We start from the raw sequence: 16820 nt of genomic DNA, 5'->3' as shown, positions 1-16820 counted from the left end.
TGTGCTGACCGGTTCGCCATGAAGACACCGCCGGGCTCCCGGGCGTGACACCCGGCTCGTCGGGTCGTCGGGATTGTGGTCAGGATTCGAGAAGCGCCGGGCGCTCCCGCCCCGCTACCGTGACCGCCATGGACGACGCCACCGCACCGCACACAGCCGACAGCCACGACCTGATCCGTGTGCACGGCGCCCGGGAGAACAACCTCAAGGACGTCAGCGTGGAGCTGCCCAAGCGCCGGCTGACCGTGTTCACCGGTGTGTCCGGCTCCGGCAAGAGCTCGCTGGTGTTCGACACGATCGCCGCGGAGTCGCAGCGGCTGATCAACGAGACGTACAGCGCGTTCGTGCAGGGCTTCATGCCGACGCTCGCGCGCCCCGAGGTCGACGTCCTCGACGGGCTCACCACCGCGATCATCGTCGACCAGCAGCGGATGGGCGCCGACCCCCGCTCCACCGTCGGCACCGCCACCGACGCCAACGCGATGCTGCGCATCCTGTTCAGCCGGCTCGGCAAGCCGCACATCGGCTCGCCCAAGGCGTACTCCTTCAACGTCGCCTCCATCAGCGGTGCCGGTGCGGTCACCGTGGAGCGCGGCGGACAGCAGGTGAAGGAGCGGCGCAGCTTCAGCATCACCGGCGGCATGTGCCCGCGCTGCGAGGGCCGGGGCACGGTCACCGACCTCGACCTCACCCAGCTCTACGACGACTCCCTGTCCCTCAACGAGGGCGCGCTCAGCATCCCCGGCTACAAGACGGGCGGCTGGAACTACCGCCTCTACACCGAGTCCGGCCTGTACGACCCGGACAAGCCGATCCGTAAGTTCACCAAGCGGGAGCTGCACGACTTCCTCCACCGCGAGCCGACCCGGATGAAGATCGCGGGCATCAACATGACCTACGAGGGTCTGATCCCGCGGATCCAGAAGTCGATGCTCGCCAAGGACAAGGAGGGCATGCAGCCGCACATCCGGGCGTTCGTGGACCGTGCGGTCACCTTCACCGTCTGCCCCGACTGCGAGGGCACCCGGCTCACCGCAGCGGCCCGGTCCTCGAAGATCGACGGCGTCAGCATCGCCGACGCGTGCGCGATGCAGATCAGCGACCTGGCGGAGTGGGTGCGCGGGCTCGCCGAGCCGTCGGTGGCACCGCTGCTGGCCTCCCTGCGGCACTCCCTCGACTCGTTCGTGGAGATCGGCCTCGGCTATCTCTCGCTGGACCGGCCGGCGGGCACGCTGTCGGGCGGCGAGGCCCAGCGCGTGAAGATGATCCGCCACCTCGGCTCCTCCCTCACCGACGTGACGTACGTCTTCGACGAGCCGACCATCGGCCTGCACCCGCACGACATCCAGCGGATGAACGAGCTGCTGCTGCGCCTGCGCGACAAGGGCAACACCGTGCTGGTCGTGGAGCACAAGCCGGAGGCGATCGCGATCGCCGACCATGTCGTCGACCTCGGTCCCGGCGCCGGTACGGCGGGCGGCACCGTCTGCTTCGAGGGCACGCTGGAGGGGCTGCGGGCCAGCGGCACGCTCACCGGCCGGCATCTGGACGACCGGGCGGCGGTCAAGGACACGGTGCGCAAGCCGACGGGCGCGCTGGAGATCAGGGACGCGACGACGCACAACCTGCGGAACGTGGACGTCGACATCCCGCTGGGCGTGCTCTGCGTCGTCACGGGTGTGGCCGGCTCCGGCAAGAGCTCGCTGGTGCACGGTTCGATGCCGTCGGGCGCGGACGTCGTGTCGATCGACCAGACCCCGATCCGCGGCTCGCGGCGCAGCAACCCGGCGACGTACACCGGGCTGCTGGAGCCGATCCGCAAGGCGTTCGCCAAGGCCAACGGCGTGAAGCCGGCGCTGTTCAGCGCCAACTCCGAGGGCGCCTGCCCCACCTGCAACGGCGCCGGTGTCGTCTACACCGACCTGGCGATGATGGCGGGGGTCGCCACGACGTGCGAGGAGTGCGAGGGCAAACGGTTCCAGGCCTCGGTCCTGGAGTACACCTTCGGCGGGCGGGACATCGCGGAGGTGCTGGCGATGTCGGTGACCGAGGCGGAGGAGTTCTTCGCCGCGGGCGAGGCGCACATCCCGGCGGCCCACAAGATCCTCGACCGCATGTCCGACGTCGGCCTCGGCTACCTCACCCTCGGCCAGCCGCTCACCACCCTCTCCGGCGGCGAGCGCCAGCGCCTGAAGCTGGCCACGCACATGGCCGACAAGGGCGGGATCTACGTCCTCGACGAGCCGACGACGGGCCTCCACCTGGCCGACGTGGAACAGCTCCTCGCCCTCCTGGACCGCCTGGTCGACTCCGGCAAGTCGGTGATCGTGGTCGAACACCACCAGGCGGTCATGGCCCACGCCGACTGGATCATCGACCTCGGCCCCGGCGCGGGCCACGACGGCGGCCGCGTCGTCTTCGAGGGCACCCCGGCGGACCTGGTCGCCGCGCGCTCGACGCTGACGGGGGAGCACCTGGCCGAGTACGTGGGGGCGTGAGGGGCCCCAGGTGTCAGTGGCCGGCCTCCCGCAGCCAGTCCTCCAGGATCCCGAAGTCGCTCTCCGTCAGGCCGTGCCGGTGGTCGACCCGGTGGAGGAGGGCGAGGCCGGGATGGTTGGCGGCGGTCCAGGCGCGGTCGGCCTCCGTGATCTCGTCGTCCACCCAGACGAACGGCCGGCCCGACGCCCAGGCGACCAGCGGCCGGGTCTTCCAGTGCTGCGGCTCCGGCGGCCCGACCGTCTCGGGCCACTGCACGACGGGCAGCGGGGGCAGGCCCAGCCAGGGCGCGAGGCAGGCGTTGGCGTCGTCCATCCAGGTCGTGGCCCACACCAGCTCGCAGCCCAGCCCGACGAGCCGGGGTCCGAGCGCCGGATCGACACGGGCCAGTAGCGGATGGCCGTCGGCGGGCACCCACGGGCCGTCGTACACCGGGTAGCCGCGGTCCGCCGCCCCGAACGGGATGAGCGGGCCGTCGACGTCGAGGAAGAGCAGCATGACCCTCAGGATCAGCCCCCGAAGCCCTGCGCCGCCAGAATCTCGTCGCTGAGGAAGCGGTGGGCCTGGGCCCTGTCGTCAAACTCCCTCCCCCAGCCTTCGGCCGGGCGGTGCCCCCAGCCCCCGCGACGCCATGCACGCTCCCCCCAAAGGGGCACCTCCACTCGTCGCACCGGGCCCGGGCCCAAGTACATCCAGTACGAGGGCCAGGGCCGGCACTCCCCCAGCCTTCAGCCGGGGGACCCCCAGACCGGCGGGAGTTCGACGACAGGGCCTAGAACGGCAGTGGGCGGGTGTGGACCACGTCCAGGCGGGAGACCGCACGGGTCAGGACCACGTACAGGCGGTGCGCGCCGCGCTCCTCCGCCTCCGCCACCGCCGCCGGTTCCACGGCCACGACATGGTCGTACTCCAGGCCCTTGGCCAGGGTCGCCGGGACGAGTGTCACACGGGCGCCCAGCGCGTCCGGGCCGGCCGGGTCCAGGCCCGCCGCGGTGAGGGCCGACCGTACGGCGTCCAGGTCCGCGTCGGCCGCCACGACGCCCACCGAGCCCTCGTGGGCCAGCGCCTCGCGCACCGCGGTCACGGTCGTGCCCGGCACGTCGTCGGTCGGGCGCAGCCTCAACTCGCCGTCCGCGCGCAGGGAGTGGGCCGGGGGCACCGACACGTCCAGGCGGGACAGCAGGCGGTTGGCCAGCTCCACGACGGCCGCCGGCACCCGGAAGCCGGTGGTCAGCGGGACCACGGCCGCGTCCGGCCGGCCGAGGTGGCGCAGCTGGACGGACCAGTCGCGGGCGGCCCACGGGGTGGTGCCCTGGGCGAGGTCGCCGAGGACGGTCAGCGAGCCGAAGGCGGCGCGGCGGGCGATGGCCCGGCACTCCATGGGCGAGAGGTCCTGCGCCTCGTCGGCGACGAGGTGGCCGTAGCCCTCCGGATGCTCGATCAGCCCCGACAGTTCGTCCAGCAGGACCAGGTCGGCGGCCGACCAGCGGGCCGACCTGTACGAGCGGGGCGGGCGGGGCCACCGGAGCGCCGTCTGCTCGTCCGGGTCCAGGAGGCCGTCGGCCGACCGCGACAACACCGCCGGATCGGTGAGGAGTTGGGCCAGCACCTCCTCGGGGCGGACCTTCGGCCAGACCAGGTCGAGGTGCTCGGTGAGCGGCCGGGCCCGTTCCATGCGGCGCACCCAGGAGGCCGGCAGCACCCCGGCGCGCCGTTCGGCCCGCTCGCGCAGCAGCCGTACCACCCGGGCGCGCACCCGCTCGCGGCCGATGGCGTACGGCGGCTCCTCGGTGCGCACCGCCTCGACGATGGCGGCCAGTTCCGCTGCTCGCACCCGCCACCAGCCGGAGCCGTCCTTCACGGCGAGGTCTCGCACGCCGTCGGTGGTGACCCTGCCGTACAGCGCCCGGCGCAGCACCTCGGCCATGCGGGCGTCGTGCTTGAGCGCTGCCGTGGCCGCCGGGTCGGTGCCGGTGACCGGGTGCCGGGCGATCTCGCCCAGCAGGGTGGACTGGCGTACGCCGGTCTCGCCGAGCGAGGGCAGCACCTCGGCGATGTAGTGCAGGAAGGTGCGGTTGGGGCCGAGGATCAGCAGTCCGGCGCGCTGGAGCCGCTTGGGATGGGTGTAGAGCAGGTACGCGGCGCGGTGCAGGCCCACCGCCGTCTTGCCGGTGCCGGGCGCGCCCTGGACGCACACCGAGTCGGTGAGGGCGGCGCGGACGAGGTCGTCCTGTTCGGGCTGGATGGTGGCGGCGATGTCCCGCATGGGCCCGACGCGCGGCCGCTCGATCTCGCGGGCCACGATGTCGCTGGTCCGGGACTCGCCCCGGCCGAGGTGCTCGTCCTCCAGCCCGGTGAGGTCGGCGGACTCGCCCCGGCTGCCCGGCGCCCAGCCGAACCGGCGCCGTACCTCGACGCCGCGCGGGTCGCGGGCGCTCGCCTGGTAGAAGGCGCGGGAGACGGGAGCCCGCCAGTCGACCACGAGGGGTGGGGCGGCCGGGTCCTCGGTGATCCGCAGGCGGCCGACGTGGTAGTGCTGCCCGCCGTGCCCGGGGTCGCCGTCGGTGAAGTCCAGGCGGCCGAAGAACAGCGGGCCGGGCGGCAGTTCGCGCAGTGCCTTGGCCTGGCTGCGCAGGCGGTGGCCGAGGACCTCGGCGTCGGCTCCGGAGGCGGAGACGTCCTCGCCGACGACGACCTGTTCGGCGGCGCCCTCGACCATCGCGGCGAGGGCGGCACGGCAGGTGTCGTGGTAGGCGCGCTCGTTGTGCAGGGTGTCCGTGAGGGCGGGGTCGAGTGACGTCATGGCGACCAGCGTACCGCCATAGCGTTACCGGGTTACATTTTTAACCGAGTCTCATTATGCTCGCTTCAGCTCCGGCAGCCCCTCCCCCAGCCGCCGGAACGCCCGCTCGGCCGCCCGTACGGCGTCCGGCGCCACCTCCTCGACCCGCTCCCCCGCCGCGACCCGCCGCCAGTTCTCCTGGGCGAGGATGCGCTGTACGGCGATGATCTGCCCGGCGGCCAGCCGCGCGTCCAGACCGCCCCCGAGCGCCTCGGCGAGCGCCGCCTCCGACCGCTCCAGATGGGAGTGCGCCCGCGCGACCAGGGCCGGGGTGCCGTAGAGCAGGGTGTGGAAGGCGAGCACCTGGGGGTGGTCGTTCAGGCCGGTGACCGGGTCACGCCGGTCGAGACCGGCCAGGAAGTGCCGGCGCAGCGCGTCCACCGGATCGGCCGCCCCGGCGACCACCCGCGCGGCCTCCGTCTCGTGGTCCGCGATCCGGTGCAGGACCAGGTCCTCCTTGGCCGGGAAGTACCGGAAGAGCGTCGGCTTGGAGATCCCGGCCGCCGCCGCGACCTCGGCCACGGACACCGCGTCGAAGCCCCGCTCCAGGAACAGCCGTACGGCGATGTCGGACACGTCCTGGTACATCTGCCGCTTCTTGCGCTCACGCAGGCCCATCTCACCCATGGGGCGAGCCTACGCAGCGCCGCCCGGGCGGGTGGGCCAGGCCAGGGCGCGGGTGAGGTACGGGTTGGTCCGGCGCCGCGAGGACAGCCCCAGGGAGGCGGTGGCCGCCGCCAGGGTCATCGCGTACGAGTCCACCGCGCGGCGGACGTTGGGGGCGTCCAGGCTCGCGCCCGTGACCAGGCGGTCGAGGTCGACGTAGGCGGAACGGACGATCTCGATCCACCGGTACACCCGCCAGTCCTCCTGCCAGTTCTTCGTGAACCGGACCGGCAGCCGGCTCTCCCAGCGGCGGAACATGCGGTCGCGGATCTCCGGCCGGGTCGGGGTGAGGTGCATGTGCCGGACCAGCTCGTACAGCGGGTCGCCGACCACGGCCAGCTCCCAGTCGATGAGGGTCAGCGCGAGGTCGTCACCGCGGCGCACCAGGTTCCAGGGGTTGAGGTCACCGTGCAGCAGCGCGGCGGCCCGGTCGGTGACCTGGTGCCGGGCCAGGATCTCGCGCAGCCGGGCCGCGTCGGGCAGGCCGAGGAAGCGGGCCAGCTGCTGCGACTCCTTGGGCAGCCGGGCCACCAGCGCCACCAGTTGGTCGCTGAGCCAGATGTAGAAGCCGGGCCGGCCGGCCAGCGGGTCGACCAGGGTGTAGTCGACCTCGGTCAGCGCGGCCAGCTGGTCGACGAGGGCGTCCGCCTCGTGCGGGCGCAGCCCGTGCACCGGGTGCTCGGGCCGCCGGTCCACGTCGGGCGGTCCCTCGTAGGTGTGGACGGCGAACCGGTCACCGGAGTAGGTGCGGATGCCGGAACGGTCCCTGGAGTGGCTCTCGCCCAGCGCCAGCACCCGGGGGGCCGCCACCGCCGCCCCGGACCGCTCGATGGCCTGGAGCACGGCGTGCTCGCTGAGGAAACTGCGCTCGCGCCGGGTGACGTCCGCGACCTTGCGGCGGACGACGACCGGGAACGGCGTGCCGGGGACCCGGAGCACCGTGTTGAGGTGCGCGGTGCCCTTGAACACCCGGTGGGCCGGGGCCGCGCCCTCCAGGACCAGGGCGTCGGCGACCGCGGCGTGCGGGAAGCCGGGGTGTGCCGGCACACGCCGGTCCGGCTTCCAGTCGATCGCCCGGGCGACCGGGCCCCGCCACGGCCCGCCACCGGCCGGCGTCGCGGTACCGGTGCCCGTCGCGGCACCGGGCCGCACCGACGCCCGCCAGCGGAACAGGATCCGCTCGATCTCCTCCCGCCCCGGCACCCGGCCCAGCCGCAGTGGCTCCGCCGCCGCCTGCACGGCCTGGTGCACCCATGCCGTCGCCTCGTCCAGGCTCTTCTGGTCGAAGGAGTCCTCCAGCGACTTCGCGGCCCGCATCACATCGGGGTACACCGACTGCGCCCGTTCGAAGGCCACGTAGTGCCGCAGATCCCGGGTGACGCCGTTGACCGCCGCCGGCCGCACCCGGCCCATGGCGCGCGCCCACGCCTCGACGACCTCGTCCCACTGGTGGTCCGGATACTGCATCCGGACCAGATGGACGGCGAGGTCGTGCAGCGGGTCGCCGTAGGTGGCAAGCTCCCAGTCGACCCAGATCAGGGGCGGATCACCGCCGTACGACATGATCACGTTGTCGCGGTGCAGGTCGGCGTGGAGCAGCCCGTAGGGGCGGCGGGACATGGCGGGGACCCGTTCGGCCAGCCGGGCCAGGGCGTCCTCGGGGATGCCGAGAGCGGCGAACAGGCCGCCGAAGCGGGCCCAGTTGGGCTTGCGGATCTGCAGGTCGGCCAGCCGGGCCAGGGTCTGCAGGAAACCCTGGCTGTCGGTGTGGTTCCGGGGCCACAGGGGCGGCAGCGGCGGCAGCGCGGGCCCCCGCACCTGGGCCGCCTGGGCGAGCAGGTCCGCCAGGGCCCCGACCAGCAGGCGGTCGACCGGTTTGCCGGCCCGGCAGACGCTGGAGAGCGGCACGCCTTCCACATAGCTGTGGACGGCGAAGCCGTCGCCCTCGACCAGGCACTCGGGCACGTTGGGCAGCACGCCCTTGACGGCCCGCAGGATCCCCGCCTCGCTGCGCCAGGTCCGGATCACCACGGGCAGGGCGTCGGCGCGCGGCAGCCGTACGGTCACGAGGGTGCCCGGCTTCCGGCCCAGCAGCCGGGCCATGGGCTCCGGCAGCGGCAGCACGTGGTTGTCGTTGTGGAAACCGCCGCTGGTGCGCCCCCGCGCGGCGGCCTCCGCCACGAAGGACCGCCATACGGCGTCGGTCCGGGCCCGGCCGGAGCGCGGCCCCGCCGTGTCGCGGGGGACGGGTGGTGCGCCCACTGGTCGCTCCGGGTTTCGATCGCGCTGCGCTGGAGGGGGACGAGACGGGTCGGGGGAAAACGCTAACTCCCCGGACGACGGACAACACAACCTGCGACCCGGTCGAGCAGTCAGGCGGGTGGTGTGCCACTCGTCCGCGCCGAGCCGGCAGAGGCTGGCTCGTCGCCATCCCTCACGCGAGAACCCGAGCGGTCGCTCGGACGGTAGGCGGATGCTATCCCATACCCGACGGTGTTCCGGGCCTCACACTTGCGCCGCCGTCCCGGCCGCCGACTTCGCGGCCTCGTCCGTCAGCAGCTCCCACGTGGCTTCGAACCACGCCGTCATGCCGTCCACGAAGCTCGACCCCGGGGAGTCCGTACGGTCGTCGCGAACGTGGTGGGTGAGGGTCGCGCCCAGTCCCAGGACGTCCACCGCCTCGACCTCCTCGCCGGTGTCGAGCATCACCGGGCGGACGAACGGTATGTACGGGCCGTGCAGCACCTCGGTGCGGTTGACGATGTAGAGCTTGAACATCGGGGCGGAGTTCAGGTGGCGGAACTCGTACTTCACCGACGGGACGAGCTTCTCCGTGTGCAGCTCCCTGAGGACCTTGTCGAGGGAGGCGAGGTGGGTCTCGGCGATGCCGCGCAGCCGCTTGCGCAGCCGCTCGTCGTCCTTCCCGTCGTGCACGCCCCGCGGGTAGGGCAGGGCGTCGATCGCGGAGGGCACGATCAGCCGCAGGGTGATGCTCTGCGGCGCGATGCTCTTGCTGCGAATCCGCTCCGCCTGCACATGCATGTGGGTGTTCAGGCTCTCGGACGTCAACGTGTAGATGTCCAGGGCGACTTCGCGCTGCTCGAACGCCTCGGCGATCAGTGGACCGAGGGTCAGCTGACGGCGTGACCTGCTCGCCCGGGGCGTCGAGGAACGGACGTGCTGGTTTCGCACCACCCGCGAGCCCTTGCCCTGCCGGGACTGGATCCAGCCCTCCCCGCGCAGCACGCGCAGCGCCCGCTGCACGGTGTCCCGGGAGATCCCGAACTCCTGTGCCAGGGCCGCCTGGGAGGGCAGATAGTCGTCCACGGCGTAGAAGCCGTCGGCCATCCGGGCCCGCAGCTCCTCCGTGACCCGGTGAAACTCGTGGCCGCCGGTCTCGTCCTTCCGCTCCGTCGTCACACGCGGTACGTACCTCCCGCGCACCGTCGGCAAACCCATGACCGTCAGGCAACCAGTCAAGTCAACTACACGGTTACTGGATCTAGTTGGCCGGGCATGCTGCCACAAGCAGTCAACTTCGTCAGTCAACAGCGCGGACTTGAGGGGTTGACCGGTTGCCGGGGGCCCGGAAGGGGTGCAAGCCGTGACGATCCATGTGCTCGGATTCGACGTGCAGATCGACGACCTGACCCAGCTGGTCCTCTGGGGCGTGGGGGTCCTGGCGTCGCTGCGGGCCTGGGCCCGTAAGCGGCGGGGCCGGCCGGAGGCCGGGATCCCGGAGACCGACGCCCCGGAGGCCGGGATCCCGGCGGCCGCACGGCCCGCCGTCACCAGCCCCGCAGCACCCGCAGCAACGGCTCCAGCGACGCGACGACGTGCCCGGCACCGGCATCCCGCAGAAGCTTCCCCTTCCGATCGTTACGCGCGTAGCCGAGAAAGGGCACGCCTGCGTCGTTCGCGGCGGCGAGGTCGGACGGCGAATCGCCGATCATCAGGGCCGCCGAAGGGGCGGAGCCCGTCGCGGCCAGCGCCCGGTTGAGGCAGTGCGGGTCGGGCTTGAGGAGGTGCAGCTCGGTCGTACGGCCGTAGATGTGGGGGGCGAAGCAGCCGGTGAGGCCGCGGTCGTTCAGATAGGTGCGAACCACCTTCGGGGAGTTGTTGGTGGTGATGGCCAGCCGGGCGCCCACCGCGGTCCAGGTGCGTATCAGGGGATCGGCGTAGGCGGTGGGCAGCGCGGATCCGGCGGCCCGCAGCTCCTCCTGGGTGAGACGTTCCTCCAGCTCGGTCACGAGGTCGCTGCCGGGGTGCCGCAGGTCCACCGCGCGCAGCACCTCGTGCGGGTCGAGCGAGTCCCGCTCGGAGTCGCTGAGCAGGTTGTTCAGCCCGCGCCCGGCCAGCCAGTCCACCAGCTCGGTCGCCACCCGTTCGGCCTTGTGCCGCGCGAACAGACGGCAGATCGGCCCGTCGAAGTCCCACAGGACCACCCGGGCACCCTCGATCAGACCCCGGAGCTCGTCGATCTCGTCCGCGGTCCGCCTCGCGGTCCCTTCGTTCCGCGTCGTGTCGGTCTGCGTCGCATCGGTCTGCGTCGTCGCATCAGAAGTCACTAGGAGAGTGTCAGGTCCGTGGTGATGGTTTCCCAGAGGGCGTCGAACCACTTCTGCGATTGCTCCACGAACGCCGCGTCCCGCTGCCCGGCCCGCTGCTCGAAGGAGAACAGCAGGGACTCCGAGCCGAGCGTGTCGTACATCTCCAGCGTCCCGCTGTCGGTGGGCTCCGCGCGGCGCGTGACCATGTAGTGCGCGAACAGCGCCTCGACCCCGTTGAGCAGGTACAGCTTGACCGGCGGGGTGAACGGCAGCGCCCGGAAGGTGACATGGACGTCGATGTCGTGGGTGCCGCGCAGCGCCTGCAGGTTGTACTGCAGGACCTGGCCCTGGGCGTTGCGCATGGCCAGCCAGCGCCGGTGCACGGCGTGGTCCTCCTCGCTCCCGGCGTCGACCGACACCGGGAAGGCGAGGCTGATGTCGCGGGACGGCAGCAGGATGCGGGCGTCGATCCGCTCGGGGCGCAGCCGGCCCTCGTGGATCAGGCGCAGCGGCTCGCCGAGCGCGGGGATCAGGCTCTGGGCGGTCAGGCAGAGGGCGTCGATGCGCACGTGCGGCGCCGAGAAGGCCTCGGTCAGCCGGGGCGCGAGCGCCACCATGGTCGGCTGCGGCTCCCCCCGCTGGGGCTGCGGCTCGGCGACCCGCGGCGGGCTGCCCTTGCTGACGTCGGCGAGCAGCCCGTCCTCCTGGAGCGCCCGCAGCGCCTGGCGTACGGCGCCCCGCTCGACGCCGAACTCCCCGGCCAGCTCGGCCTGGGTGGGCAGCCGCTCGCCCGGCTGCAGCCCGCCGGTGCGGATCCGCTCGCGCAGGGTGTCGGCGATCTCCTGGGGCGTGAGCCTCCTGCTGCCGTTCACTGCCACATGCTCCTGGGTCACGACCAAACGCTACAACTTTGATCCATCTATGGGGAGTTGCCGAGAAGTTGTTTATGAACTCGGACCAAGTGGGGACAACTTAGTTGGAGTTGGTTGCCAACTTTTCCGAGTTGGCCAATCTTCTGAAGGGGGAACCGCCGTGCCTGCCCTCGCTCTCCTCGTCGAGCAACTCGTCCAGTGGAAGTACGGCGTCGCCGGCGCCGTCGGACTGCTTCTGATCTCCGTCGGCATCGAGACCAAGAGCCACAAGGCCATCTCCGCCGGCGCCGTGCTGCTCGCCGTACTCCTCGCGGGTCCGGCGCTGTAAAGCCTCACCAGTCCTAGGAACTGAGCAGAAGCTCCGAACTGATCGTCTCCCACAGCGCGTCGAACCACAGCCGCGACTGCTCCACGAACGCGGCGTCGCGCTCCCCGGCACGTCGCTCGAAGGCGAACAGCATCGAGCGCGTGCCGTCGGCGTCGTACAGCTCCAGGTGCTCGTGCTCGATCTCCCGCTCGCGGCGCTTGAGCGTGTAGTACGCGAACAGCGCCTCGGAGCCGTTGAGGAGATACAGCTTGACCGGCGGGGTGAACGGCAGGGCCCGGAAGGAGACCCGGACGTCGACGCCGTGCGTGGTGCACAGGGCCAGCAGGTTCTGCCGCAGCACCATGCCCTGGGCGTTGCGCTGGGCCAGCCAGCGCCGGTGCAGCAGACCGTGGTCGTCGGCGGCCACCGGGGCCGGGAAGGCGAGGTCGATGTCACGGCTGGGCAGCAGCACCCGGACGTCGATCTTGGCCGGTTTCAGACGTCCCGCGTGGATCTGCCTCAGCGGCTCGCCGACGGCCAGCGTGAGCGAGACCGAGGTCAGGCAGAGCGCGTCGATCCGCACGTGGGGGGCGGCGAAGGCCTCCGCTATCCGGGGTGCGAGGCCGACCATCGTGGGCTGCGGCGCCGCCGGTCCGGCCGGCATCCGGGCCGGTCCCGGCACCGCCGCCACGGTGGCCGGGCTGCCCTTGGACACGTTGGTGAGCAGACGCTCCGACTGCAGGATGCGCAGGGCCTGGCGCACGGCACCGCGTTCGACGCCGAACTCGACGGCCAGCTCCGCCTGCGTGGGCATGCGCTGACCCGGCCGCAGCAGCCCGGCCCTGATCCGGCTGCGCAGTTCGTCGGCGATGTCGCGGTGGGACATATGGGGCCGCTGTGACCTCGTCCGTCCACTGGCGGAGGCGTGCTCCGGGTCCACGGACAAACACTACAACTTCCCGCCAAGTTCCGGCAGTTCGTCGATAGCTGGTTATGAGCCGCTTCCTGGCGGACATAAGTACGGTGAAGTTGGCTGCCAACTTGCAGGACATGGTCAAGCTTCCCAGTGGTTGGCCGACCGGGCTCCCTTCCGGAGGGGAGCCGGGAGCCCGGGCAGGGGACGGCCACCGAAGCGCACAGTCACAACTGAACACGACATCGCACAGCCACAACTGAACACCGCCAGCACAGCCACAACTGAACAGCTCGCTACGGATGCACAGTCCAAAGCCGCCGGCAGGAGGGAGCGGTCAGCAGGCAGCGATCAGAAGATGTCCGGGCACCAAGGACGCTCGGACGAGCGGAACAGGGCGTCGGCCTTCCGGGCGGCGCCCTCTCGTTCTTCCCGCACCCGCCCGAGCGCCGCGAGCCGCAGCACCGACTCGCCGCCGAGCCAGACCGAGGCCAACTCGCCGACGCCCAGCGTGAGATCGGCGCCCTCGGTGCCCGCCGGCGCACAGGACGCCCCCTCCGGCGAGGCCTCCAGCCGGAACCGGCCCCCGGCCAGCCCGGCGTCGTCCACGACCTCCAGGACCAGCGTGCCCGTCCCCTCGTACGTCCGCGCCTGGAGGGCCCGTACGACGTCCAGGATCCGCACCCACAGCCAGTCCGCGTGCCCGGTGATCCGGGCGGCGCGCGGATCGGGGAGGTAGCACGGCAGCAGGTCGTCGGGGCCGCGGAAGCCGGTCTTGACCTTGGTGATCCAGTCGATGGAACACAGGTAGTGCCACAGGGCGCGCTCGGCCGCCGGGGTGGTGGCGGTGAGCTTGAGCACGGAGGCGGTCTGGTCCGGCTGCTTGCCGTTCCAGGTGTCGTCGGACTTGTACGCCACCAGGCCCTGGACCTCGCCGTCGGCCGCGCGGTGGACGGCGTAGAACGGCTCGGTCCAGTCGGCGCGGTAACGGACGGCCCCGGTGTGCATCTGCCACCACAGCTCGTCCCGGCTGACCGCACCGGGCTGGGCGCGCCGGAACCGCTCGTGGAGCTCCGGGCCGAGCTTGCGGACCTCCGCCCCGTCCACCAGGTCGATGCGGCCCCCGTCGTCGGGGCCCGACCAGCGCGGATCGAGGCCGGCCCGGGGCACCTCCACGGTCCACTGGGTCGACCAGGTGGCCGGGCCGAAGCCGTAGCGGCCGTAGATCGGGTACTCGGCGGCGATCAGCGTGGCGACCACGTCGCCACGCTCCTTCGCCGCCGCGAGGTCCTGGTTCATCATCCGGGTCAGCAGGCCACGGCGGCGGTGGGTGGGGCTGACGGTGACGTTGCTGATCGCGTCCGCCGGGACCAGGCCGCCGCCCACCGCGGTGAGCTCCTGCGCGAAGGAACGGAAGGTGGCGACGCACCGGCCGCCGTCGAAGGCACCGAGCAGCCGGCCCGGCACGAACTGCAGGCGCCGGGCGTCGAGTTCCTCGGGCGTCAGGGCGGGTGGCTCCAGGAACCCGGTGGCCAGCGCGCGCTGCCAGTCCTCGAAGTCGGCCTCGGTGACTATCCGGACGTCGCTCATGGGGCCACGGTAGGCGGGCGCCGCGCCGCCTGTCGCCTGGGTTTCCACGCCTCCCGCACTCGCGGGCGCCGCCGCCCGCCCGACGTCATGTCAGCAGGTCGTCGACCTGTGCCTCGCCCACCCGGTACCGCCGCGCGATCTCCCCGCTGCAGTCGTCGGTCGTCCGCTGCAACCCCTGGCGACGCCGGGACACCTCCTGCTCGTACCGCACCAGGCGCCCCATCGCGCTGGCCAGTTCCAGGTCGGTCCGCGCCTGCAGGTCCGACAGCTCGACCTCGGCGAGCATCTCCGCGGCCAGCTGCCGGTACTCCTCGTTGTGCGGGGTGCCGAGCGTGACATGGCGGGCCGAGGAGCGGTGCCGGGCCGGGGCGTCCTTGAGGATCTCCGGAAGCCGGTCGACCATGGAACCGTCCGCGGGTGCCGGCACGGACGCGCGGCCCCGCCGGCACAGCTCCGCGCGCAGGATGTCGATCCGCCCCTGCAGCAGCCGCCGCACATAGCTGAGGTCCGCCTCGTCGCGCTGGGCGTCGCGGCGAAGCGTGCGCAGTTCGGGCAGGCTCAGCCGGGCGAGGTCGAGCGGATGGGGGTCCGCCCAGCTCGAAGAGTCCGGGGGAGGTTCCGCGGGCAGCGCGGGGCCCGCCGGGGACGCCGGGGACGCCGGGCTCGCCGGCGCGTCGGCGCGCTGGGCGGGCGGCCGGTACGTCCCCTGCGCCCCCAGCCACCCGCTGGTACTCGGTGTGCTCATGTGCTTGTGACCGTCCCCTCGACCGGCGTGTGAAAGCATCGTGCCACCCCAACTGGCCGCTATGTGACCGAGTGCCCCCGAACGGCCCCAGATGGGGGGTAAGGGATCGATATTGGACCCCCTGTGACCGCGTACCGGGCACCCGGCATCATGGTCCGCATGCGTGCGGTGGTGCAGAGAGTGGACGGCGCGAGCGTCGTCGTGGACGGTGAGACGGTCGGCGCGATCGAGGGCGAGGGGCTGTGCGTCCTGGTCGGGGTGACCCATGAGGACACCAAGGAGAAGGCGGCGCAGCTGGCCCGCAAGCTCTGGTCGATCCGCATGCTGCAGGACGAGAAGTCGTGCAGCGACATCGACGCACCCCTGCTGGTCATCAGCCAGTTCACGCTCTACGGCGACGCCCGCAAGGGCCGCAGGCCCACCTGGAACGCCGCCGCCCCCGGCGATGTCGCCGAGCCGCTGGTGGACGAGGTGGTGTCCCGGCTGCGGGCGCTGGGCGCGACGGTGGCGACGGGGCGGTTCGGCGCGCGGATGCGGGTGTCGCTGACGAACGACGGACCCTTCACGGTGCTGATCGAGGTCTGAGACGGCACCGGATCGGCCGGTTTGCCCGACGGATCGAGGGCCGCCTGCGCACCCCGGGCACGGACGACATCGTGGTGACCGCCGACGCCGACGGCGCGGCATCCGGTTCGCCGCCCCCGAGGGCCCCGCCACCATCGAGAGCGACGCGGCCACCCGCGTCCTGCTGCTGTGGGGGCGGCGCCCGGCCGACCCGTCGCGCTGGCACAGCGCGGCCGGTCCGGAGGCGCTGCGGCGCGTACGGACTCCCCTGAGCGGCTACTGACGCAGTCGCGGTCCCCGTCGCACGACTACGGCTCGACCACGACCTCCTGCGCGGCGGCCGTCTCTCCGGCCAGGAGCCGCGCGTCCACGGGCACGTTCCGCTTCACCAGCGCCAGCGCCACCGGGCCCAGCTCGTGGTGCCGTGCCGACGTCGTCACAAAGCCGATCCTGCGGCCCTCCGGGCCCTCGTCGGCGAGCCGGATCTCCGTGCCCGGCACGGGCAGATGCACCTCGCTGCCGTCCAGGTGGAGGAAGACCAGGCGCCGGGGCGGCTTGCCGAGGTTCTGCACCCGGGCGACGGTCTCCTGCCCCCGGTAACAGCCCTTCTGCAGGTGCACCGCCGTGCCGATCCAGCCCACCTCGTGCGGGATGGTCCGGTGGTCGGTCTCGAAGCCGAGCCGGGGCCGGTGCTGCTCGACGCGGAGCGCCTCGTGGGCGAGGAGGCCGACGGCGGGCCCGTGCGCGGCCGCGAAGGACTCCAGGTCCTCGCGCGGCAGGAAGAGATCACGGCCGTACGGCGTCTCGCGTACGACGACGCCCTGCGGCACCTCGGCGATGGACCCGGCGGGCAGGTGGACCACCGCGAAGTCGGCCGTCCGGTCGGCGACCTCAACGCGGTAGAAGAACTTCATCGACTCCAGGTACGCGAGCAGCGCGTCCTGCGTACCGGGCTCGACGTGCGCCCAGACGGTCGTGCCGTCGTCCACCAGGTACAGCGCGTGCTCGATGTGCCCGTGCGCGGAGAGGATCAGCGCCTCGGTGGCCTCACCGGCCGGCAGCTCGCTGACGTGCTGGGTGAGCAGCAGGTGCAGCCAGCTCAGCCGGTCCGCACCGCTGACGGTGATGACACCGCGATGGGACAGGTCGACGAAACCGGTGCCGTCGGCGAGGGCGCGCTGCTCGCGGAACAGGTCGCCGTAGTGGGCGGCGACACCTTCGTCCACACCCTCGGCGGGAACGGCGCCGGGCAGGGACAGCAGAGGGCTCTTCATA

Annotated in this window: 14 protein-coding genes; 3 read left to right on the top strand and 11 right to left on the bottom strand. The window is 72.3% G+C overall.

What is annotated here, in order from left to right:
• Nucleotides 1-128 precede the first annotated feature (128 nt).
• Nucleotides 129-2498: an ATP-binding cassette domain-containing protein gene (locus tag ACZ5NH_RS36400; protein ID WP_468781445.1), complete on the top strand. Its 2370-nt coding sequence runs from the start codon at nt 129-131 to the stop codon at nt 2496-2498.
• A gap of 13 nt (nt 2499-2511) precedes the next feature.
• On the opposite strand, the gene ACZ5NH_RS36395 is transcribed toward ACZ5NH_RS36400, so the two are convergent.
• The 7 genes from ACZ5NH_RS36395 to ACZ5NH_RS36365 form a co-directional block, all read right to left on the bottom strand.
• The gene (locus ACZ5NH_RS36395; RefSeq protein ID WP_468781443.1) at nt 2512-2994 is read right to left on the bottom strand and encodes an HAD domain-containing protein; all 483 of its coding nucleotides are present in this window, start codon (nt 2992-2994) and stop codon (nt 2512-2514) included.
• 274 nt (nt 2995-3268) lie between these two features.
• Nucleotides 3269-5299, bottom strand: coding sequence for a HelD family protein (locus tag ACZ5NH_RS36390; protein WP_468781441.1), 2031 nt, complete (start codon nt 5297-5299; stop codon nt 3269-3271).
• A 54-nt stretch (nt 5300-5353) separates the two neighbouring features.
• Entirely contained in the window at nt 5354-5965 is a 612-nt protein-coding gene (locus tag ACZ5NH_RS36385) for a TetR family transcriptional regulator (protein WP_468781439.1), read from the bottom strand.
• A gap of 9 nt (nt 5966-5974) precedes the next feature.
• The gene (locus ACZ5NH_RS36380) at nt 5975-8266 is read right to left on the bottom strand and encodes a phosphotransferase (protein WP_468781437.1); all 2292 of its coding nucleotides are present in this window, start codon (nt 8264-8266) and stop codon (nt 5975-5977) included.
• Nucleotides 8267-8509: 243 nt separating this feature from the next.
• Complete coding sequence (locus ACZ5NH_RS36375; RefSeq protein WP_468781435.1) at nt 8510-9424, bottom strand: winged helix-turn-helix domain-containing protein; 915 nt, start codon at nt 9422-9424, stop codon at nt 8510-8512.
• 368 nt (nt 9425-9792) lie between these two features.
• Nucleotides 9793-10623: an HAD family hydrolase gene (locus ACZ5NH_RS36370; protein WP_468781433.1), complete on the bottom strand. Its 831-nt coding sequence runs from the start codon at nt 10621-10623 to the stop codon at nt 9793-9795.
• On the bottom strand, nt 10572-11453 hold the full coding sequence (locus tag ACZ5NH_RS36365; RefSeq protein ID WP_388630837.1) for a FadR/GntR family transcriptional regulator: 882 nt from the start codon (nt 11451-11453) through the stop codon (nt 10572-10574). Before ACZ5NH_RS36365 ends, ACZ5NH_RS36370 begins: the two co-directional genes overlap by 52 nt.
• Before the next feature lie 133 nt (nt 11454-11586).
• On the opposite strand from ACZ5NH_RS36365, the gene ACZ5NH_RS36360 reads away from it, so the two are divergent.
• Nucleotides 11587-11754 (top strand): hypothetical protein, encoded by a 168-nt coding sequence (locus ACZ5NH_RS36360; RefSeq protein WP_451554061.1) that lies wholly within the window; start codon nt 11587-11589, stop codon nt 11752-11754.
• 13 nt (nt 11755-11767) lie between these two features.
• Here ACZ5NH_RS36360 and ACZ5NH_RS36355 read toward each other — a convergent pair whose 3' ends face one another.
• The 3 genes from ACZ5NH_RS36355 to ACZ5NH_RS36345 all read right to left on the bottom strand — a co-directional run bounded on the left by ACZ5NH_RS36355 (nt 11768) and on the right by ACZ5NH_RS36345 (nt 14981).
• Nucleotides 11768-12619, bottom strand: coding sequence for a GntR family transcriptional regulator (locus ACZ5NH_RS36355; protein WP_468781430.1), 852 nt, complete (start codon nt 12617-12619; stop codon nt 11768-11770).
• A gap of 378 nt (nt 12620-12997) precedes the next feature.
• Complete coding sequence (locus ACZ5NH_RS36350; RefSeq protein WP_468781428.1) at nt 12998-14236, bottom strand: GNAT family N-acetyltransferase; 1239 nt, start codon at nt 14234-14236, stop codon at nt 12998-13000.
• Nucleotides 14237-14321: 85 nt separating this feature from the next.
• The gene (locus tag ACZ5NH_RS36345; protein WP_468781426.1) at nt 14322-14981 is read right to left on the bottom strand and encodes an RsiG family protein; all 660 of its coding nucleotides are present in this window, start codon (nt 14979-14981) and stop codon (nt 14322-14324) included.
• Nucleotides 14982-15140: 159 nt separating this feature from the next.
• On the opposite strand from ACZ5NH_RS36345, the gene dtd reads away from it, so the two are divergent.
• A complete protein-coding gene (dtd, locus tag ACZ5NH_RS36340) occupies nt 15141-15566 on the top strand; it encodes a D-aminoacyl-tRNA deacylase (protein WP_351805233.1) in 426 nt (141 codons plus the stop codon).
• Nucleotides 15567-15853: 287 nt separating this feature from the next.
• On the opposite strand, the gene ygfZ is transcribed toward dtd, so the two are convergent.
• On the bottom strand, nt 15854-16819 hold the full coding sequence (ygfZ, locus tag ACZ5NH_RS36335; RefSeq protein WP_468781424.1) for a CAF17-like 4Fe-4S cluster assembly/insertion protein YgfZ: 966 nt from the start codon (nt 16817-16819) through the stop codon (nt 15854-15856).
• Nucleotide 16820: the final 1 nt, after the last annotated feature.

The sequence above is a fragment of the Streptomyces sp. NPDC031426 genome (assembly GCF_055581585.1).
Note: the sequence above shows the minus strand (reverse complement) of the source record. Positions and strands in the feature narration are given on the sequence as shown.